Origin of the sequence: Pedobacter cryoconitis (assembly GCF_001590605.1) — a bacterium.
Taxonomy (GTDB): Bacteria; Bacteroidota; Bacteroidia; order Sphingobacteriales; family Sphingobacteriaceae; genus Pedobacter; species Pedobacter cryoconitis_A.
In genome coordinates, this window is the sequence record NZ_CP014504.1 from 466,497 (window position 1) to 488,816 (window position 22,320).

17 protein-coding genes are annotated in these 22,320 nt (G+C 37.8%); 13 read left to right on the top strand and 4 right to left on the bottom strand.

Annotation, left to right across the window (positions count from 1 at the left end; translation table 11 throughout):
• Positions 1 to 15 precede the first annotated feature (15 nt).
• The 7 genes from AY601_RS02075 (at position 16) to AY601_RS02105 (ending at position 11,250) form a co-directional block, all read left to right on the top strand.
• Positions 16 to 1,185, top strand: a complete 1,170-nt coding sequence (locus AY601_RS02075; RefSeq protein WP_084359027.1) for an efflux RND transporter periplasmic adaptor subunit — start codon at positions 16 to 18, stop codon at positions 1,183 to 1,185.
• Positions 1,186 to 1,318: 133 nt separating this feature from the next.
• Positions 1,319 to 1,879: a hypothetical protein gene (locus AY601_RS02080; protein ID WP_157287642.1), complete on the top strand. Its 561-nt coding sequence runs from the start codon at positions 1,319 to 1,321 to the stop codon at positions 1,877 to 1,879.
• Between the two features lie 7 nt (positions 1,880 to 1,886).
• A complete protein-coding gene (locus AY601_RS02085) occupies positions 1,887 to 2,624 on the top strand; it encodes an ATP-binding protein (protein WP_068395715.1) in 738 nt (245 codons plus the stop codon).
• An 18-nt stretch (positions 2,625 to 2,642) separates the two neighbouring features.
• Positions 2,643 to 3,668, top strand: a complete 1,026-nt coding sequence (locus AY601_RS02090) for a S66 peptidase family protein (RefSeq protein WP_068395716.1) — start codon at positions 2,643 to 2,645, stop codon at positions 3,666 to 3,668.
• A gap of 135 nt (positions 3,669 to 3,803) precedes the next feature.
• A complete protein-coding gene (locus AY601_RS02095) occupies positions 3,804 to 6,191 on the top strand; it encodes a TonB-dependent receptor (protein ID WP_068395721.1) in 2,388 nt (795 codons plus the stop codon).
• 390 nt (positions 6,192 to 6,581) lie between these two features.
• Positions 6,582 to 9,776, top strand: a complete 3,195-nt coding sequence (locus tag AY601_RS02100) for a SusC/RagA family TonB-linked outer membrane protein (RefSeq protein WP_068395724.1) — start codon at positions 6,582 to 6,584, stop codon at positions 9,774 to 9,776.
• Positions 9,777 to 9,837: 61 nt separating this feature from the next.
• Complete coding sequence (locus AY601_RS02105; protein ID WP_232324681.1) at positions 9,838 to 11,250, top strand: RagB/SusD family nutrient uptake outer membrane protein; 1,413 nt, start codon at positions 9,838 to 9,840, stop codon at positions 11,248 to 11,250.
• A gap of 82 nt (positions 11,251 to 11,332) precedes the next feature.
• Here the strand turns inward: AY601_RS02105 and AY601_RS02110 are convergent, their stop codons facing one another.
• Together AY601_RS02110 and AY601_RS02115 are read right to left on the bottom strand one after the other, a co-directional pair.
• Positions 11,333 to 12,718, bottom strand: coding sequence for a S41 family peptidase (locus AY601_RS02110; protein ID WP_084359029.1), 1,386 nt, complete (start codon positions 12,716 to 12,718; stop codon positions 11,333 to 11,335).
• Positions 12,719 to 12,730: 12 nt separating this feature from the next.
• On the bottom strand, positions 12,731 to 15,103 hold the full coding sequence (locus AY601_RS02115) for an ABC transporter permease (RefSeq protein WP_068395733.1): 2,373 nt from the start codon (positions 15,101 to 15,103) through the stop codon (positions 12,731 to 12,733).
• 413 nt (positions 15,104 to 15,516) lie between these two features.
• On the opposite strand from AY601_RS02115, the gene AY601_RS02120 reads away from it, so the two are divergent.
• Positions 15,517 to 16,215 (top strand): hypothetical protein, encoded by a 699-nt coding sequence (locus AY601_RS02120; RefSeq protein ID WP_068395736.1) that lies wholly within the window; start codon positions 15,517 to 15,519, stop codon positions 16,213 to 16,215.
• A gap of 171 nt (positions 16,216 to 16,386) precedes the next feature.
• Positions 16,387 to 17,523: a hypothetical protein gene (locus AY601_RS02125; protein WP_068395739.1), complete on the top strand. Its 1,137-nt coding sequence runs from the start codon at positions 16,387 to 16,389 to the stop codon at positions 17,521 to 17,523.
• Positions 17,524 to 17,608: 85 nt separating this feature from the next.
• On the opposite strand, the gene AY601_RS02130 is transcribed toward AY601_RS02125, so the two are convergent.
• Together AY601_RS02130 and AY601_RS02135 are read right to left on the bottom strand one after the other, a co-directional pair.
• Complete coding sequence (locus AY601_RS02130; protein WP_084359031.1) at positions 17,609 to 18,481, bottom strand: WG repeat-containing protein; 873 nt, start codon at positions 18,479 to 18,481, stop codon at positions 17,609 to 17,611.
• 163 nt (positions 18,482 to 18,644) lie between these two features.
• Complete coding sequence (locus AY601_RS02135) at positions 18,645 to 18,977, bottom strand: winged helix-turn-helix transcriptional regulator (RefSeq protein ID WP_198163583.1); 333 nt, start codon at positions 18,975 to 18,977, stop codon at positions 18,645 to 18,647.
• 90 nt (positions 18,978 to 19,067) lie between these two features.
• Between AY601_RS02135 and AY601_RS02140 the strand changes: the two genes are divergently transcribed.
• The 4 genes from AY601_RS02140 to AY601_RS02150 are packed head-to-tail and all read left to right on the top strand — an operon-like array spanning position 19,068 to position 21,863.
• Positions 19,068 to 20,009, top strand: coding sequence for an MBL fold metallo-hydrolase (locus tag AY601_RS02140; RefSeq protein ID WP_068395749.1), 942 nt, complete (start codon positions 19,068 to 19,070; stop codon positions 20,007 to 20,009).
• Between the two features lie 10 nt (positions 20,010 to 20,019).
• Positions 20,020 to 20,874 carry a hypothetical protein gene (locus tag AY601_RS25835; protein WP_198163584.1) on the top strand — a complete coding sequence of 285 codons (855 nt, stop codon included), beginning with the start codon at positions 20,020 to 20,022 and terminating at the stop codon, positions 20,872 to 20,874.
• Positions 20,846 to 21,433 (top strand): M20/M25/M40 family metallo-hydrolase, encoded by a 588-nt coding sequence (locus AY601_RS25840; RefSeq protein ID WP_198163585.1) that lies wholly within the window; start codon positions 20,846 to 20,848, stop codon positions 21,431 to 21,433. The genes AY601_RS25835 and AY601_RS25840 overlap by 29 nt, the downstream gene beginning before the upstream one ends.
• A 10-nt stretch (positions 21,434 to 21,443) precedes the next feature.
• Entirely contained in the window at positions 21,444 to 21,863 is a 420-nt protein-coding gene (locus AY601_RS02150) for a RidA family protein (protein ID WP_068395752.1), read from the top strand.
• Positions 21,864 to 22,320: the final 457 nt, after the last annotated feature.

The following is a 22,320-nucleotide window of genomic DNA, read 5'->3' on the forward strand; positions in this document are numbered from 1 at the left end:
TAACAAAATATACAGATGAAACCATCAATAAAAAAGATGAAAAAAGTAATTCAATTCGCATCCCTTATGCTCTTTTTATGCGCATCCTGCAGCAATCAGCAACAAGATGAAAAGGCTGCCTTAAAGGAAGAAAAACCTCAAACAAAGGTTGATGAAGAAGTGGTTCAGCTTTTGCCAGAGCAGATCAAAAACTCAGGAGTGGAAACCGGGCCTTTTGAAAAGAAGGAAATGCACACAGCCTTAAAAGTGAATGGTGTGGTTGACGTACCACCAGAAAATATGATATCAATCAGTATCCCATTAGGCGGATATGTTAAAAAGATGAGGCTGATCCCAGGAATGCGGGTAGCTAAAGGAAGTATATTAGCTACTATAGAAGATCAGCAATACATCCAATTACAACAAGACTACCTGACGGCAAAGAGTAAATTGAAATTTGCAGAAGCAGATTATATCCGTCAAAAAGGTTTAAATGCAACAAAAGCAACAAGTGATAAGCTTTTCCAGCAAGCAGAAAGTGAATTTAGCAGTCAAAAAATCCTGGCGCGTTCACTAGCCGAAAAGATCAGGTTAATCGGTCTGAACCCAAATGCCTTAAACGAGAATAATATCTCAAGAGCGATTAATATCTATGCCCCTATAAGCGGCTATGTCACTAAAGTAAACGTGAATACCGGGAAGTATGTTACTTCTTCAGATGTTTTATTCGAACTTATTAATCCGGGTGCTTTACATGTGAACCTGACAGTTTTTGAAAACGATGCATCCAAATTAAAAGAAGGGCAAAGAATCATTTGTACAACCAATAAACATCCAGAGAAGAAATACCTGGCTGTAATCCATTTGATTACACCAAACATAGGCGAAGACCGCACAACCAGTGTACATTGTGATTTGAAAGATGCGGATAAAGATTTATTGCCCGGTACTTTTATGAATGCAACTATTGAATTAAACAATAACAGTGTTACTGCAGTTCCTGAAAGCGCAGTAGTGAAGTGGGAAAATAAAGAATATGTTTTTTCTGCAGAAGGAGAAAATAAATTCAGAATGCGGAAGGTAGAAACCGGAGTGATTAACAATGGATTTGTAGAGATTAAATCACCACTGGATGTGAAATCAATTGTAATCAAAAATGCTTACGCGATTTTAATGAAAATGAAGAATAGCGAAGAAGAAGGATAAATAATTAATTTCATGTTATATTTACGACGAAGGTTGCCTTAAACAGGTGACCTTTGTCGTGAATAAATATAACCTTCCAGTCTGAATGAGCGCCCTTAAACAAATACTTTCAAAGAAAACTGATAAAGAATTATTGTTTTATATCAATAATATTGATAAACATACGGATGAAGCCGTACAATTAGCGCTTGCCGAATTACAGCTTAGAAATGTTGAGTTACCTGAAACAATAACGAGCGATATAACAGGAAAGCTTAATGTGAGAACAATACAGACCTTACAAGGAAAAGAAGAAGTCTGGACTGAAAATATCGATGAATACCTTGAGGCTCCAGAATGTTATACTAAAACTGCTGTTTATGCTTTTTCAATTTTATTTTCTGTTCTTCTCGGTGCATATATGCTGGCTGTAAATTGTAAAGCAACCGGCAGAAGAATGTGGCCGGTTGCTTTATTTGGTGTTCTATATACTTTGTCACTCCCTTTTGTTCTGGGAATTATAAAACTGGATGGTATAGGCTTTGGCTATGTAGCTAACAGTGTTGTGACCCTGGTTATGTATGAATTATTTTGGAACAGTGAGCTTAAAAGAGATTTTAAATACAGAGCTAAACCAATCTTGGTTCCATTAATTATAGGCATTATTATCGCTATTTTTATATTGATACGAATTGTTATACTGAAAAATAAATAACACACCATTGAGTAAACTAAAAACATATTTTAACTGGAGTACAGGCAAAGATTCTGCCCTTGCTTTGCACTATTTGATGCAGGATAAAAACTACAGCATAGAACATCTGCTTACCTCAGTGAACCAACAACATAACCGGGTCAGCATGCATGGCTTACGCAGGGAATTATATCAACTGCAAATTGATGCACTCAACCTTCCATACAGTACTATAGAATTGCCAGAACAGCCCTCCATGCAGGAATATGAAATGCTAATGGAAAAGGAAGTTTCCACTTTACAACAACAAGGATTTACGCATGCTGCTTTTGGCGATATTTTTTTAGAAGACTTACGGAAATATAGAGAAAACCAATTATCAACCTTAAATATAAAAGCTGTTTTCCCCCTTTGGAAAAAAGATACCAAAGAATTACTCACTGAATTTATTGACCTCGGTTTTAAAACTATCCTGGTTTGTGTCAAAGCAGATTTACTCGATCAGGAATTTGCAGGAAGAATTATTGATGCAGACTTCATTAAAGATTTACCTTCGAATGTAGACGTTTGCGGAGAGAATGGCGAATTCCACACCTTTTGTTTCGATGGCCCTATTTTCAATAAGCCTGTACCTTTTGAAATAGGGGAGAAGGTTTACAGAGAATACCAAGCCCCTAAAACAGCCGCTGACTCTTGTTCCACCCAGCCCGCGAAAAGTAATAGTGGATTTTGGTTTTGCGATTTATTGCCAGTTAATAATAGCTAATCATTACAAATAAAGCCGATGAACCGAAAATATTTCATTTCCTCTCTGGTTACCTCAGCAATCGTATTTCCAAGCTTAAAAAGCCGGGCTGATTTCCCAGTAGAAGAAGAGATCAGCAAGATTAAAATCCCACCTTATCTAAAACCCGGTGATACTATAGCCATTACTAGTCCTGCTGGTTCGATTAGCTTATCAGGTATCCAGCCCGCTGTTCAGTTGATGGAAAGCTGGGGATACAAAATTACAATTGGCTCAACCATAGGGAAAAAAGATTTCACCTATGGAGGCACAGACAAAGAAAGACTCGATGACCTGCAACAACAATTAGATAATCCGGCTATCCAAGCAATTATGTGCGCCAGGGGTGGCTATGGTATTGTTCGTATTATTGATCAGCTGGATTTTACTGAATTTATCAAACACCCTAAATGGTTAATTGGATTTAGCGATGTCACCGTTTTACACTGCCATATTAATCAGAATTTTGGCATAGCAACCCTGCATGCTAAAATGTGTAATAGCTTTCCCGACGATTGGACTAAAGCAGAACCCATACAGATTTCTACAATCTTATCGATCAGACAAGCATTAGCTGGCGAAGATTTTAAATATACTGCTCCCACAACACAATCAAACCGGTTAGGTAAAGCAGAAGGAGTGCTAGTAGGAGGTAATCTCAGTATTATCGCCAGTAATTCTGGTACAAAATCAGATCTGGACACTGCTGGTAAAATCCTGTTCCTGGAAGATACAGGTGAATATTTGTACAACATTGACAGGATGTTCTGGAATCTGAAGCGAACAGGAAAACTAGCTCATCTTGCAGGATTGATCATTGGAGGATTTTCTGCAAAACCAGATGACCCAGGCGAAATATTTGGTAAAACAACCGAAGAAATTGTGATGGAGAAAGTTAAGGAATATGATTACCCGGTTTGTTTCAATTTTCCTTCAGGGCATCAACGTGCTAACTTTGCACTGAAATGTGGAACCCAACATCTGCTTGAAGTTGGAAAGGAAGGAAGCATACTCCGCTCATTATAATAATCAGGCGTTTTATTTTTCCTGAAAGTTTATTTGTCATTTTAAAGTCTTGTTTTAAATCAGTCTAAATAATAACTGTTTAGTGATCACTTGATATTGTAAGTTTGTAGCCTCAAACAACACACATCAATATTTATGCTTTTTTCAACAACAAAAGTCGCTGTAACCGCATTTTTTCTTTTGCTGGTTACTTCAGTTTCCTTCGCTCAAACAGGAGGGATTAAAGGAATTATAAAAACATCAGACGGGGTACCAGTAGAACTGGCTATGGTTGCAATTAAGGGCGTTGCCAATACTGCCACTGATAAAGAAGGTCAGTACCTATTGAAGAATATTCCAGCCGGCACCTATACTATAGCTGCACGCCTGGTAGGATTAAACTCAGTAGCTCAAAATGTGACTGTAAACAAAGGAGAAACGATAATTGTGAACCTCACCTTTAATGCCTCTAGTCAGCAATTAAAAGAGGTCATTGTGAGCGGTGGAAAAACCAATAAATTCGCAGTGAAGGAAAGTAATTTTGTTGCAAAAATGCCTTTGAAGAATCTCGAAAATCCGCAGGTCTATTCTGTCGTTTCTAAAGAGCTGATGGCAGAGCAGCAAATCACTAACTATGATGATGCTTTGAAAAACGTTCCTGGAATTGATAAGTTATGGTCTTCTACAGGACGTAGCGGAGACGGTGCAGGCTATTTTTCTCTCAGAGGATTTGCTGTGCAGCCTACACTGGTAAATGGTCTGCCAGGTTTAACCAATGGAAGTCTGGATGTTTCTAATGTAGAGCGTATCGAAGTGCTTAAAGGCCCATCAGGAACTTTATTTGGTAGCAGTTTGATTTCTTACGGTGGATTAATTAATACAGTAACCAAACAACCATTTGATGGTACTGCAACAGATGTCAGTTATACTGCAGGAAGTTATGGCCTGAATAGAATAACTGCCGACTTCAATACAGCACTGGACAAAGACCATAAAGTACTTTTCAGGGTGAATGCAGCTTACCACGATGAAAACAGTTTTCAGGATGCAGGATTTAAGAAAACAAGATTTATCGCACCATCTCTATCCTATAAAGTAAATGACAGATTATCTTTCTTATTGAATACTCAATTTTTGAGCGCAGAAGGTACAAATCCTACGATGCTGTTTTTCGACAGAGGTACCGCACTTAAAGTGAATACACTGGCAGGCTTAAACTATGATCCTAAAAAATCATTTACCAATAATAACCTGAGCATTAAAACTCCGGTTGCCAGTATGCAAGCGCAAATGAATTATAAAATATCAGATCAGTGGAATTCTCAAACTGTAATTTCCAGAGGTACAGCGAAATCTGATGGTTACTACTCTTATTTATATGAATCTTCGAAATCTGTTGCCGGATCTTCTAAATTTGACCGTTACATCAGTGATCAGAATTCTACTACAGAAACAACTGACATTCAACAGAACTTCACAGGCGACTTTCAAATTGGTGGAATGCGCAATAGAATTGTTGCCGGGCTCGACTATTTCAACAGGACATTTATAGACAATAGCTCAGCTTATGCAGGCTTAGGTTTGGTTACGTTAGGAGGAACTGACACGGGAGTACTAACCAAACAAAACGCAGATGCTGCGATAGCTGCAGCAAACAGTTACAATAACAGCAATACCAATCAACAAGTTTACAGCGCCTATGTATCAGATGTCCTGAACTTCACCCCAGCGCTTTCAGGAATGTTCAGTTTACGCGTAGACAGATTTCAAAATGGAGGGCAAACTGCTGCGGCTGCAGACAGGTACTCACAGACAGCATTATCCCCTAAATTCGGATTAGTATATCAGGTATTAAAAGATAAACTTTCTGTTTTTGGAAATTACATGAACGGTTTTACCAATGTTCCGCCAGCAAATGTGTCTATAGATGGGATCTCTTCTACAAAAACTTTCAAACCAGAACATGCCAATCAATGGGAAACAGGAGTAAAGACAGATCTATTTGAAGGTAAACTGACTGCTTCATTGAGCTATTATGATATTCGTGTAGCCAATGTGATCTTGAATAGCGGTCAGAATGATGTTTCACAAGGCGGTAAAAACTACAGTAAAGGGTTTGAAGTAGAAATACAAGCTAACCCCTTTCCTGGTTTTAATATAAACGCAGGTTATAGTAAAAATACAAGTAAACTAACAGGGGCAAGTGCAGATTATGAAGGCAGAAGACCAGAAAGTGCAGGGCCGGAAGATCTTATAAATGCTTGGTTTAGCTATAAAATTATGAATGGAAGTGCAAAGGGACTAGGTTTTGGCTTTGGCGGAAATTATGCTGGAAAGAATCGGATCTTGAACAGAGCAACAACTGGCGTGTTTACACTTCCTTCTTATACAGTACTGAGCGCTTCAGTTTCTTATGGTGTAAAGGCTTTTACTTTTGCATTTAAAATGGATAATTTTACCAATAAAGAATATTATAAAGGTTGGAGTACAATTGAACCAATGAGACCAAGAACAGCAACAGGTACCATTAGTTATCACTTTTAATATAAAAAACAGTTAAAAAGTCCTTATTTGCGTCATGTAGGTAAGGACTTTTTTTTGTTTTTAATGATTTCGTGTTCATATTTAATGATTTTTTATATTTTAAAATTCTTTTTCCAATATAAATATCGCTCAAACATTAATTTGTCTCCTGTTTTCTTATTTTAATGGTTATTTACAGTGTTTTTGAGCCGTTTTGTTGGTTTATGTTTTGTTTTTAATGGTTAATTGTTGTTTTTTGTAGTATTATTTCTGTTTTTTGATTAAGATTATTGTTTTTTTTACGTCATTTTGTGATTGTAATTTTTAAAATTTTATTAGTCTGGTTATTGTATTGTATCGAAATTGTTATATTAAGGCAACTACAATTAACTAAAAACTAAACTAAATTTTATGAAGAAAATTCTAACGATCTTTTTCGTGATGATGCTATGTGCAAATTTTGCAATAGCTCAGGAAAGAACCATTACAGGTACGGTTACAGCAAAAGAGGATAACCTACCTCTGCCAGGCGTAACTATTCGTTTTAAAGGCGCCAAGGGCGGAACCCAAACAAAAGCAGATGGAAAGTTTTCTGTCAAAGTACCCGCAACAGTAACTACCCTTGAAATTTCCTCTCTCGGCTTTATTACCCAGGAGAGGATAATTGGCAAATCGTCTGTGTGGAACATTGTGATGGAAAACAGTGCTCAAACCCTTAGCGATGTTGTTGTTGTAGGTTACGGCACACAAAAAAGAGGGGAAATTACTGGAAGCAGTTCCTCTGTAACCGGAGCCGCGATTGCGCAAAAACCAATTCAAAGTCTGGAAGCTGGTTTAGCAGGGCGCGCCTCCGGTGTACAAATTACTGTTCCTTCCGGCGTTCTGAATTCACCACCCGTATTCCGAATTCGCGGAACAAATTCAATCTCATTGAGTTCTCAGCCACTATTTGTTATTGACGGTATCGTAGCTACCTCAGGAGATGCTTCAAATGTAGCTTCGCTAACCGCTGCGGCAACTAATCCTTTGGCTAGCATCAATCCAAATGATATTGAGAGTATTGACATCGCAAAAGATGCAGCATCCACTGCTATATATGGGAGCAGGGCAGCGAATGGAGTTGTATTTGTGACCACAAAAAAAGGTAAAACAGGAGTTCCCAGAATAAATTATGACAATTGGGTTGGCTGGTCAAGCCCTTACCGTCTGCCAAAATTATTAGATGCATTTCAGTATACAGATTATAAAAATGAAGCTGTAGCAAATGCGAATTCAATTCGGGCAGGCAGCGTAAATATTATAGTGAACGGAGTTTCGCGATTACCGAAATTTGCGCTGACTAATGGTCCCGATGGGCAGCCAATTAACACCAGATGGTATGATTATGCTTATCATACAGGTTTTTCTCAAAATCATAATGCGAATATCTCTGGTGGTACTGAAAATACAAAGTATTACATGGGCGCAGGTTATTCCGATCAGCAAGGTATTTACATCAAGAATAGCTTTAAAAGATTAAATGCACTGTTTAATATAGATAGTAAAATTAATGATTACCTGTCCATTGGAGGTAAGTTAGCTTATTCAAATGAGAGAAATCTTGCAGGTATCAATTCAGGATCTAACTATGGTGATGCTTATGGCACTTCTGGCGTAGCAAGAACAGCATTGGTCAATGCACCAAATGTTTCCCCTTACAATAACGATGGGAGCTTTAATCTGGGAGCTACATTTGTAGGACCGATGAACAATGTGGTCAGTGGTAACCAGGTTGGGTTCTATAACTTTGCACAAGTACTTTCTAAGAACAGAGAAAACAATGAAACAGATCATATCCAATCTAACGCCTATATACAGCTCAATCCTTTTAAATGGTTATCACTGAGGTCTGTTTATGGGATTGATAACATCAATTCTGACAATGATATTTTTTACAATCCGGTACACGGACCGGGGCAGGGGCTGAATGGTCAGGCCTTTGGGATCTTCAGAAAAAGAAAAAACTGGGTCTGGACTAATACTGCACAGGCAAATTTAACTACGGGCAAGCATAACTTTAATGCGTTACTCGGTCAGGAACAGCAAAGAAATACCGTGACTGGTTATGGCATAGACCGTCAGGGATTAGCAGACCCGGATTATAATGTGGTACAAGCAGGTTTTACATTAAATAATGCTTCATCAATGATTTATGGTGAAAACTATCTGTTGTCTTATTTTGGACGTTTGAACTATAACTTTGACGGAAAATACTTCCTGAGCGGTAACTTAAGACAAGATGAATACTCGGCATTAGGGCAAAAGAAAGGAACTTTCTGGGGAGTTTCTGCAGGATGGGAAATCACTAAAGAAGAGTTCTGGAAAAACAGCAGCTTAGAAAATATCTTCAGTAGTTTTAAACTAAGAGGTAGTTACGGTAAAGTTGGTAATATTGGCGGTATTGACGATTATGCGACCTTAACAACTTTCACCTCGGGATTATATGGTGGCGCTGCTACTTCTATCTATAATGCTGCTGGTAATACCCAATTGAAGTGGGAGACCAGTAAAAAAACAGATATAGGTTTCAATTTTGGAATTCTAAAGAACAGGTTAACTGCCGAAGTTGCTTATTATAAAAACAACATCGACGGGCTCATTATTAATGTTCCGCAAGCCCCATCTGCAGGTGTGCCGACCAGTATTTTACTGAACGCAGGTACCATGTATAATAAAGGATTTGAATTTTCACTAAATGCAACCCCGGTACAGACCGCAGCATTCAGCTGGACAAGTAATTTCAATATCTCATTCAACAAAAACGAGATCACATCTCTTGCTCCGGGGCTGAAAGAAATCATCTTTGCTACCGGAAGTACTTCAACCGGAGAGAACGTAAACAGAACTGCACCTGGTTATTCCATTGGATATCTTTATGTAGTTAAAACTGCAGGTGTAGATCAGGCCACAGGTAACCGGATATTTTTAAATGCTGCCGGCAGGAAAGTGACTTATCAGCACATTGTACCAACCGGACAATCCAATTGGAAATACCTTGATAATGGAACCACAGCACCAGCAATTACACAAAGTGCTGACGCAGTAATGTATAAAAACTCTTCCCCAAAAGTTTATGGTGGATTTGACAATACTTTCCGTTACAAAGGATTTGATTTAAACGTGATGCTGACCTATCAACTGGGCTTTTACGTTTCTTACGGAACCAACGCAGGTTTGCACGATCAGCGCTACTGGAATAACGCAGTGGATGTATTGAACCGCTGGCAGAAACAAGGAGATATAACTGATTTTCCAAGAGCAGTTTATGGCGATAATGTTTCCTATGGTAATACTATTCCATTGGACATCAATGTGTTTAAAGCTGATTTCGTTAAATTAAAGAATCTGTCTTTCGGTTATACTTTTCCTAAATCGATTTTAGAAAAAACAAAGCTCAATAACCTTCGGGTTTTTGTAGCCGGACAGAACCTTGCGATTATCACAAAATACCCAGGCCCTGATCCTGAAGTTGCTTCGAATGGTTTAAATCCGGGTGGGCAAGGATCAGATAGAAACTCCGGTCCAAATTCAAGAACCTATACCATGGGACTTAGTGTAAGCTTTTAATTGATCAAAATAGAAAATCATGAATAAAAAATATATAATTATAACGGCAATATATAGCTTTATGCTAGTATCAGGTGCCTGTAAAAAAGAACTCCTTAACCCAATATCTCAAACTACTGTTGCTAGTGATAATGCATTTGATACACCACTGCGTATCGAAAATCAGGCCTTGTCTCTGTACGGATCTTTAAAACATGGAAATTTCTATGGTGGCAGGTATGTAGTCTACGGCAATTTAAGAGGAGAAGACTTTATCAATGAAACCAGTAACCTGGTTACCGCATCAGATGTATGGAGTATGAATGTTGCGAACAGTGCAACTTCCGTAAAAACACTGTGGTCACAAGGATACCTGACCATCAACAGATGTAATGTCTTTATTGACGGCATGACCGAAAAGGGGACAGCAGTAGTAGGTGCTCCTTCGACTGCCAAATACATTGCTGAAGCCAGGTTAATCAGGGCCTTATCTTATTACAGCTTGCTACAGGTTTTTGCTAGACCTTACTTAGATGGGAATGGGAATAAACCCGGATTACCGCTTAGATTAACAGGGATTACAGCCCCAGGATCTTCCGATCTGGCCAGAAGTACCGTAGCGCAGCTATACGATCAGATTATTGCAGATTTAAATTTTGCAGAGACAAATTTGTCTTTAACAAACACAACTTCTAATGTAACAAGGGCACATCGTAATACAGCCATCGCATTAAAAACCCGCGTATATCTGAGCATGGGTAAATACGCTGAAGTAATTACTGAAGCTAATAAAATAGTTCCCGCAGTTGCACCTTTCAAAGCAACAAGTGGTGTCCCTAATGAAATGCAAGCTGATCTTGCTTCAGTATTTAAAACATACACAACTGCTGAATCTGTATTTTCATTACCCATGTCTTCTTCTGCAATTCCGCTGGATAACCCTGGTACTCAAAACTCTTTAGCCTCTTATTTTTATATGACAGCAAGTGTACCCGGCACAACAGAATATTCTTTGAATTCAACAGGGATTCTGGCTAATACAGGATGGAAAGCAACTGACCTGAGGAGGAACTTAATCTTTAACAAAGCTGATGGTAAGAAATATATTGCTAAGTTCACAGCGCCAAGTCCTTATACAGACTGGGTGCCTGTTATCAGGTGGTCTGAAGTGTTGCTAAATCTTGCAGAAGCAAGAGTGCGCAGCTCAAATTCAATTGATCCACAAGCACTATTGTTGATTAATGCGGTACGCCAGCGCTCAGATGCAACCACAGTGATTGCTCCCGCATCTGTTGCTGCATTTACTGATGCTTTAATATTAGAAAGAAGAATAGAATTTTTAGGTGAAGGCTTAAGAGGTCCTGATCTGACCAGATTATTGCTCACTATTCCAGCTAAAGGAAGCGCACCATCTAAAGGTCCTGCCGAAAATGGATATATCTGGCCAATTTCTTCGGATGAACTTTCTTTAAATAAATTAATGACAGATAATTAATGGAAGTTAATTAATCTTATAAGAAGATCTCTGAATACTATTCAGAGATCTTCTTATAACTTATGTGATCAATTTGCCTTATCTAATCCACCTGCCTTATCTGATCCATCGCCTTATCTGTAAAACCATCTCCACTGTAAAAACTATTGTAGAAATCCAGTCGATTTCTTGAATAATTCAGCTCATTAATTACCGGGACACCCGTTCCCTCGTAAGTTTTTCCATTACTATCGGTATAAATTTCATTCGATAAACTAAACTCCCATCCATTAGGCAACTCTTTCCATAAAATTTCTGAGAAGATACCAGCAGTTCTTGTACCCATTGTTCTAATATTCGGGTAGTGCTGAGCTGCTAAGGCGAAAATTTCTGCCGCACTCGCTGTCTGACCACTTAAAAGTATGCAGACCTTACCTTTGTAAGCAGAATTTGCGGGCTGCAAAATGTATTTTTGCTTTGCTGTATTACCTTGATCAGTTCTGGCCTCCACAGAAAGCACATGCTTACTTTCACCAACAAAATAACTTAAAAGCCTCAAAGCCACCGTCTCCAGTCCACCACCATTAAAACGAAGATCAATAACTATTGAATCAGACTGCCCAATATCAGCCAGGATCTTTTTCATAATCTGGTCTACACCGTTAATTTCATCCTCAAATTGCATCAGAGGTAACCTGGAGTCTTTAACCTGATCATATTTCTTAGCAAAATCAGGTTGATACTTGTCAGCTGGAGATACATAAGCTGAAAAGTTATTCATATCCTTAATCATCAGATAACCAATCTTTGTACTTTTCAACTTTCCCCAATTGATCACCCCATTATTATAAGTGTGTTTATCTACTAAATATCTTTCTTGTATCGCCTTAACGATATCATCCTTTTTTCTCCTGATTACAGGAGCTGCTACAGCTACTTTTGTTTTCAGTTCATCCGGAACTTCCAATCTGATATGACCATCGCCTATTTTTTTAACGATTTCTCTTAAGATATCAGCTAATTCCTTTTCAGAACTTATTTTTTTTACCCTTGGCAGGTAATCTTCATAAACCTGTTTCCAATTTATATTTCGTTCCCTGAAAAATGCATAATTATCATTGAAGGTCTCCCAGAAAACTTTGAAGTTTTCCTCATAAGAAGCTGCAGCACTGTCGGGGTGAGTACACATCGGAGGCAATGAATCAACCCGTTTAAAAATATAATTTACAATTCCACCTGGATTAAGGATAAGTTCATTCTTATCCAATGAAACAATTGTAAACCTTCCACTCATCTTGCCTTCCGCAAGCGCTTTACAGTTCATGTTATTCGTATTGTAGTAAGTATAAGTAGAATCCTCAATCTTTAAGCATCTGCCGTAGCCCTGTTGGACCCAGGAAGTATTTTTGAACTGATTTTCTGGATTTTGCTGGGCACTGGCACCCAGGGCCATGAGCAGTACGCAAATAGTGAAATTGAAATTTATCATGTTTTTAGAATCTTATTCCTGCTTTAAATATTTGGACAGATTAGCTTGATTAGCCTTGAATATATGCCATGACACACTGATTAAAGTCGTGGAAATTAAAGCGATGACCGCTAATCCAATAGGTAAAAAAGAAAATTCAGAGTTGGTGGATAGTTGATTGAACATGCTGTCTGTCAGGAAAAAAGAAAGTGGTATCCCTACCATAATTGCCGTGGTCAAAGCAAATAAAAACTCTTTATATATCAGGTAAATAATATGAATGATATCGGCACCTAAAATTTTACGGACACTAATTTCTTTCATCCTTTTCCCTAAAATAATAAGCGCCAGGCCGAAAACTCCCGAGATTGATATCACCGTCATCAGCAGAGAAGTAACAGCTAATACAGTTGAAATTGTTGAAAAGCCATTGAAGTAACCATTGAACACCTGATCCTGGTCATAAAAATCGAATGGAAGGTTGGGGTATAAATTGTGCCAGATGCTTTTGATTTCTTCATGCACATTTGAAAATAGACCGGATGAACTTTTTATATAAACGAACTTCACTTCCTTAGGAGTGGCGCTCATTAATAACATAGGTGCAACCTCATACTCAAAACTTTCATAATGAAAATCATTTACCTGCCCAATCACTGAGTAATTATGATGGTTATAGAGAATATTTTTTCCAATAGCTGTAGGCCAGTTCATCATTTTTAAAAAGGCCCGATTTACAATTACGGCATTTTTTTGATCAGTCAACTGTTTTTCGCTGAAATCTCTACCTTCAGTAACTGTCATTCCTAACTGATTTATAAATCCTGGTAATACACTGATGCTTTTAACCTGTTCAGTTTTTCCTTCATTTTTAATCGAAATCTCTTTAACATAATTACCAACGGGCTGAACGGATCCTGTAACTGCTACTATACTTTTACTCCGTTTCAGTTCTTCTTTAAAAGTTTGGTAAGAAGACCCATTATCCAGGCCGACTACAACAGTGCTTTCAGGCTGATAACCCCAGGGCTTATGCTTGATCTGTTTGGTCTCCTGTATAAATGCAATAGCGGTAGAGATGGAGATAAAAGTGAGGAAGAATTGAATACCGAGCAGCGCCTTCCTGAAACGGTTATTACTGCCCATTTTAGTGTTTCCCTTCATCATACTTACCGTATCCAATGCAGATATGTAAAATGATGGATACAAGGCTCCACTTAAAGCGGAAACAAAGATCAGAAGCAACGCTGCTATCCAGGTGCGGAAGTTTAAGAAAAATCCAGGACCAAGCTCAAATCCTGCAATTGAACTGAACCATGGAAAAAAGAAGACTTCAGCCAAAAATAGGCCAAGAAATACCGCAATTGTACAAATTATCATGTTTTCAATGATAAATTGAAAAATGATTTGTTTTCTGCTGCTGCCCATCACCTTTCTGACACTGATCTCTTTTAAGCGGTTGGAGGCCGATGCTATAGTGATATTTATATAATTAAAATAGACCATTAATAAGATAGAAACACCAATTACAACGAGCATAATCAAGCCGATTGGTTCCATGGTATTAAAATAATTTCTGGCCACCTTATAGGAATGAAAGTTCATTGTTTTTAGCGCCTGATAATGAAAAGAAGTGAGCTGATCATCGGGATGTGCCGCATTGTAAAGCTTAAGATATTTTTTGTCCTGAGACCTGATGGATGACAATGTCTTTACATCAGCAATTTCTATAAAAGTGATATTTGCAGCCTCACGCCAATCACCGGCTTTGTCTATTCCTAAAGAAACCATTCTGGAATGTGGTATAAGCGCGGAAAAACTGAAAGATGCATTAGCAGGATATTTACTAAAAACACCTTTAACTATAAAATTCTCAGCTATAGTGCGGCCATCCACATTAAAAGTAATCACCAATGAATTTCCAACAGCATTAAGATGGCCAAACAGCTTTTCCGATAACTCTGAAGTCAGGACAATACCATCTTTATCTGTAAAATGTTGTTTGTCGCCCCATTTTACCGGATAGTCAAACATCTTATAAAAATCATCATCAACAAAAGTAATCTTGTCCCTGAATACATTATCCTTTTGCTTGATGATCACGCTACTATAACTTAGACGGGCTACATTTTTAACCTGAGGAAAGTCATTTTTAAGTGCAGGGCCCAGGGGAGACGGAGCATCACCATGATATTGCTGCTTCCCATTTTTGTCAGTTACTCTTTCCACAACAAACAGATGATCTATTTTGGAATTGAAAGCATCCTGGTGCATAGCCCAGTAAGCATACTCGAAAACCATTAAGCAACACCCTACAGCTAATGCAAGCCCTGAAATATTGATAAATGAAGATGCCTTATGTTTGATCAGGTTACGAAAGCCAAGCTTCATGTAGTTTTTGAGCATAATGTAGTTTTAGTCTGGTATCAATTTACAAAGACAAGCCAATCCACATGCCAAAGTAAAGACAGCTCCTGCAACACTTATAAAGGCGGTAATTGCGTACTAAGATACATTAAGGTGTTCATTATCGAACTTTGGTGAACGAAACTGTACAGGGGAGGATGGACTTAAATAGGTGAGCAAAATATTGGCCCGTAAAAAGTACTGAATATCGTTCTTCTAAAAAATGTATTTCAGCACGTCTCCTATTTATAAATCTTTATCGCGTATGGGAACTAATATATGACCGAACATTTTTAGCACCTGTGTTAGAAGCTTTGTTGTTATCTTTATCAAAAGTTTTTCAATCAGTATTATCCTGGCTTTACCGGCCATGAGGACCATACTTTGTTGTGAAATGATTTTATATTGCTACTATGATAGACTTATCTTACGCTGAGAATCAAATTCATTGTGTTACGAATTTTAAGGATCTTGTTTCTACACCATTTAATGGAGAAATTAATGCGATTTGCTGGACCCGCGAACTAACAGGTGATTTTGCTGAAATTGTTAAAAAGGTAGAGCTAAGCGAAAATATAACGGTAATTGAAAAAGAGGAACTTCGTGAGCTTCAGCTGAGTGAACAAGGACAATTTGCCCGCGAGATTCTCTTAAATGATTTGAAGGCATTGGAAGCTCATGGTGCATCGCCAATACTTAATGTGATCAGTTACTATGACCGGGATGATACCTACCCATTTTTTCCGACCGATGTTTATTCTTTTCATGTAGATCGCTCGCCTATACCAACCAATACCTTTTTATGTACTTACCATGGTGAGTCAAGTGAAATATTGCCAAATTCACAAGGCATAAAGAAAATACTTATTCCAGAAATACGTGTTGAACTCGAAAAAATATATGATGGAGCAGAGGAAGATTTTGAATCCTTCTTAGAGGAACATTTCTTTGATCTGCATTATCAAGCTAAACCTGATTCACACCCAATAAGCTTAGGCCTTGGTCACCTATGGAGATTGGCAGTTGATCATCCTGAAAGTCAGGTTCCTCCTTGTCTTCACCGTGCACCAAAAGAAAAATCCGGACAGAACAGGTTGTTACTGATCTGTTAATAAATCATTCACACATTTTTCTTAATGATTTAAATCTTGAATAACAACATTCGAGACCGCAGTAATGAATCGTAAGTTGAGGATCTTTTAGGTAAAGGAATACCTGGAAGTATATTATTGAATCATCAGGGTGATAAATTCAATTTATTGTATCTTTCTGAAAAAAAATAAATGAAGAAAACCAAACTACTAATTCTAACCCTGTTTATTGCTAATTTCAGTTACGCACAAACCACATTAATAGATAGTTTAATTCAAAAAAACTACTCCACCTTTAAAAAAAACAATAACAATACTTTCGAAGGTAAAGGATGGGTTACCCTACAGGATGAAATCCGCAAAAATAACTCTGTGTTATTAGGCGAGCTACATTTCACTAGTGAAGTCCCTTACTTCACAAACGCGATTATCAATAATATTAAGTTCGACAACTATATTCTGGAAATTGATCCCTATACAATCAACACAATATCAACAAAAATTAAATCCTTATCCCCAGCTGAACTAGACAAATTCCGTAATGAATCAGGTTCAGCTTTATCTTTTTTACAAGGTGAAGCTGAGTTTGATTTATTCAAAAACATACTTCAGCAGAATATCAAAGTATATGGAGCTGAGCAAATTAGTTTATTTTCAGACCGGTTACTGCTTTCTGAATTGAGTAAACAATCCAAAAATGCTAAAGCAAAAGAAATTTATAAGCAGATGATCGCTAATTCCGCTGCTTATGACACAAAAAACAACACCACATTCTATTTGTTCTCTGACGATTGTCTGGCAAAAATGAGCGCATTGAGCGCTCTGGATTTATCAGCCAACGAAAAAGAGCAGCTTGAAGCACTAAAATTAAGCAGGGAACTATATTTAAGTCGAATTCATCGTATGAGAGTTCAATACATGAAACACCTGGTTCTTGAAAAACTCCCTGAATGGAAAGACAAGAAGAATCTTTTCAAATTTGGTGCTAATCACCTGCCTAAAGGAGAGAGTTTAATGGAAGTATTCGATATTGGCAACTTGGTTTCCAATATTGAAGAGGCAAATTACCGGAAGTCATTACACATTATGCTTATCGGAAAGGAAGATGGTGAAACATTGGCTGATTTAGATGAATATAAATCTTTCTTAACCGTCGTAAAAGATGACAATTGGTATGCTTATGATTTAAGACCCTTGAAACAAGCAATCTCTAAAAAGAAGCTTAAAGTAGAGGATTTGGAATTGGAAAGAATTATAAAGGGTTACGACTATTTGGTTTTCATTCCAAAAGTGACTAAAACCCCAAAAACTGGCAAACAAGACCATTAAATCTGTTCAAGAGCCGGATGTTTTACAGGGCAGATGTCTTACAGGCAGAAATAGTTTTTTATAGTCTTATAGGGTACATCAAACTCTATAAGACTTTTTTACCATCTTTATTGATATAGAATGTTTCTCCTTTTTCGTAAACTTCAATCTTACCTTCATCAATATCCTTAATGTAACCATATTTTACAGGAGTAATTTCCAGCCCATGAGTATTGGTCAGGCCATATTTGTTATCAAGTTTTACAATAATTAAGTTTTGTGATTGCAGGTAGTCGTATATTTCAATTCCATCATATTTTAATGGAATCAACACTTCTCCTTTTGTATTGATTAAACCACATTTATTATTGTTTTTTATCACTGCAATAGCGGGCAATTTATTAGTATAGAATATTCCGATATCATCGAACTTTATCGGAGCGACTTCATCTCCTTTTTTGTTAATCAAGCCGTACTTATTAATATTTTGATTGCCAATAACATTAATTATAGTTCCGACTTTTGCAATCCCATTTTCATCAAAATCAGCTACATGATCATATTTAATTGGAATTACTACAACTCCGGATTTATTGACAAAGCCAGACTTACCTTTTAATTTGACGTCGGCCATTCCGTTTTTAAATTTTCCAACATAATCATATACAATAGGGACAATAATTTGTCCTTTTGTATCAATAAATCCATGTTTATCATTGATAACCGCAGCTGCTCTTTCCTCAAAGAAATTGGCGCCTTGTTCATATTTTAAAGGAATTTTTTCTATTCCTTCAGGAGACACAAAACCATATCTGAATTCTTTATTTTTAACCTCTCCAATTTTTTTTCCTACTGAAATCAGCCCATCTTGCTCGTAGTCGCTGATGTAATCATATTTTAATTTCCAATTGGACGATTGACATGAAGCCATTTGGCAAAACAATGAAAGTAAGACAATGGTATTTAATGATTTTTTCATCAGTATAATTTGTTTTTTCTTAGTGTTTGAGTTTTTAATGGTTCTTCAGAGCAATCGTGGTTTAATGGTGATGAAACTATCATGTGTTATATACCACATCAAGTTTAACTGATTTATAAAATGGAAGGATTTGGAACGGCCATCTTCTTAGTATGCGGTCATATTATTTGAAATCAGCTTGATGATGTCTTGAGTTCCATTCTGTCAGCAGATTTAGTATTGGTAATAGCTCTAGTCCTTTATCAGTCAGCGTATACTCTACCCTGGGAGGCATTTCTCTGAAAGCCTCTCTTTTTACGATACCGTCTTCCTCTAGTTCTTTTAATTGTTCTGTCAGGATCTTCTTGCTAATCAGGCCCATTTTAGCGTGGATAAGACCAAATCTTTGCTGTTTTAAGCCAATAGTATAAATGATGATCGGCTTCCACTTGGTACCAATTGTTGCCATTGTCCTGGTCATCGGACAATTGTGACAGATAAAAATTTCGTTAGCCATATTAGTTACAAAAAGGTGCCCACTATTTAGAATATGCCCTTCAAAGGTAATCAAATCAATAGTAACTTTGCGTAACTAATTTATAAAAAAATGAAAAAATACAATTTATCATTACTGATCATCCTATTGGCCAGCCTCATTTCAGGTGGTGTTAATGCACAGCAAAAAAGTAATCAGGCTGGTTATTATCATTTGTCTCTTGGAGATTTTGAGATCATAGCACTATCCGATGGTACTGTTCCTGTAGATGCAAAGGGACTGCTAAACAACGACAGTAAAATTCCGGCACTTTTAAAAAAGGAATTCCTAACTGATACCGTAGAAACTTCTATAAATACCTATTTAATCAGGGCAGGAAAAAGATTGATTCTTGTAGATGCAGGATCAGGAAATCTATTTGGTCCGCACATTGGCGGGGCACTTGTTAAAAGCTTCCAAAAAGCTGGTTTCAAACCGGAAGACGTGACAGATATACTCATTACCCATATCCATCTGGACCATACAGGGGGACTAACTATTGCTGGAAAGATGATTTTCCCCAATGCGGTTGTTCATATCAATCAAAAAGAGGTCGATTTTTGGAAAAGACGCGAAAAAGTAAATGATTTAGATACCAGAGCGATAACCAGCAATATGCAGCCCTATTTAAGCTTTAAAACTTATCTGGATGCAGGGCGAGTGAAAACGTTTAAAAGTGATACAACTTTGTTTCCTGGGCTAAGCACACATGAATATGCTGGTCATACTCCAGGACATACTGTATATGCGCTGGATAGCAAAGGAAAAAAACTGGTATTCTGGGGAGATCTGATCCATGTGGCTGCCATACAGTTTTCTGATTTAGGAATTCCAAATGAATATGATGTTGACAAGGTGAAGGCTATTGCTCAGCGTAAAAAAGCATATGCTCAGGCGGCCGATGGAGGATATTTTGTTGCTGCCGACCATATCTCTTTCCCGGGAATCGGTCATGTGAGACGTGATGATGGTGGTTATGTATGGATACCTGTCAACTATAACTTAGAGAAATAAAATGAGCACAATGAGGATCGAATTTGATAATATCAAAAAAACAAAAAGAATACTTTGTCTATCGGCTTTTTTAATCATTGCCTGTATCAATAATTCACAAGCACAGAGTAAACAACAACAAGATTCGCTTATGCTAAGGTCGCTCTTCGATAAGGCCTTGACCAGTAATAGGGTCGGACCGGATTTGTTTTATCTGACTAAGAAAATTGGAGCGAGAATCTCAGGCTCGGAAAACGCCGGGAAAGCGGTAGAATGGGCAAAAGCAAAAATGGAGGAGATCCATCCAGACAAAGTGTATTTGCAGGAAGTAATGGTGCCACACTGGGAAAGGGGAGCCAAGGAGAGTTCCTCTTTTAAGGCGAAAAATGGAAAAGAGGTTTTGATGTCGGTTTCAGCGCTTGGTGGGTCTGTTGATACCCATGGGATACTTAAGGCACAGGTTGTTGAGGTGCGAAGCTGGGCAGAGCTTGATTCTTTAGGCGTAGCCGGTGTTGCTGGTAAATTTGTATTCTTCAATAGAGCAATGGATCCAAGGGAGATTGAAACTTTTAAGGCCTACCTTGCGGCCGCAGACCAGCGCGGTAGAGGAGCGATAGAGGCTGCCAAAAAAGGTGCCGTTGGTGCATTAGTTAGATCTTTGACGCTTTCGATAGATGATTTTCCTCACACCGGAGCAATGAGTTATGCAGCGGATGTTAAGAAAATTCCGGCAGCTGCGCTAAGTACCAAAAGTGCCGATCTGCTGAGTGCTGAACTAAAGAGAAATCCAGCACTTTTATATTCACTGCAGATGAATTGTGTACAGTTGCCTGATGTGAAAAGCTATAACGTGATTGGTGAGATTACCGGATCCAAATATCCCTAAAGAATTCATTACCGTAGGCGGACATATCGATTCATGGGATTTGAGTGAGGGTGCCAGCGACGATGGGGCGGGCTTTGTACAGACCCTCGAAGTGCTGCGTTTACTCAAAGAACGTAAAAATAGACCTGAAAGAACTTTTAGAGCTATACTTTATATGAATGAAGAGGCAGGAGCGCATGGTGCACTGGAATATGCCCGGAAAGCAGTGTTAGCAGAAGAAAAACATATTGCCGTTTTTGAATCAGATGCTGGAGGATTTACCCCGCGTGGATTTCGTATAGACGGTGATCAGGAAGCTATTGCGAGAATCAGGAGCTGGAAGGGGCTTTTTACCCCGTATAAAGTGGATGATATCCAGTCGGATCAACGGGGTATCGACCTGATTCCTATGAAAGGTATCTCTAAGGTACTTATCAGTCTTACTTGCGATGATCAGCGCTTTTTTGATATCCATCACAGCGCGCTTGATAATTTTGATAAAATAAATATCAGGGAAGTTGAACTAGGCGCCGCATCGATGGCAGCTTTGGTGTCTCTGATTAGTAAATATGGACTATAAAAATTAATGTATGAAAAACTTCAAATTAGGTATAATACTGCTGATCTTGGTTTTAGGTGGCAGTTCTGTTTTTGCACAAACTCCGGTTAAACCTGTACGGCCCTTTAGTAATTACCGGATCGCCGGTGGGTTGGTGTTTGTTTCCGGACAGATTGGCGTCAGTGAATTGATAGCATGCAAGAGTTCTTTTACTGATGAAGTTCATGCCTGTATCAAAAAGGTTTCTTCCGTATTGAATGAAACAGGCCTTTCTTTACAAAATACGGTAAGTATCACGGTGTATCTAAAGAATATAGAGCAGTTTAATGAGTTCAATGAGGTATATCTAAAATATTTTAAAGCTCCTTTCCCTACACGTACATGCGTTATTGTAAAAGATCTGGTGCAAAATTCGAATATTGAAATAAGCGCCGTGGCTAGTATGAACTAATCAATGGTTCGATAAAAACGAAAACCCTCTAAACTGTGAGATTTAGAGGGTTTTTCGTTTTTATCGAATCAGAGAGCCGAGTAGGGCACATATTATTAAATACGTATTGCCCCAATTTGATACCCCAATTACCTTTTTATCATTGATGAACTATGTAAGAATATAGTTTTTAATTCGATAACAAGGAAGCTATTTAGGATCAAATATCTTCGATTCGACTCCGACATTGAGTACAACTCCTTTTTACAGTACGTAGAAAAGAGTTTTTGTTTTTTTTAAGCTTGCTTCTCTGATCTGAAAATATTGGAGTATAGTTCGGATACTGAGCATAAGATTTTGTTGATTGTGAAATAGAATTCAGGTTTGTCTGTTGAACCTTGTTATTTATTTCGTTGCTAATATATAGTTCTGTTAATTAATAATTAAAGCATGTTATTTATTGTCGCTTGTCTTTATG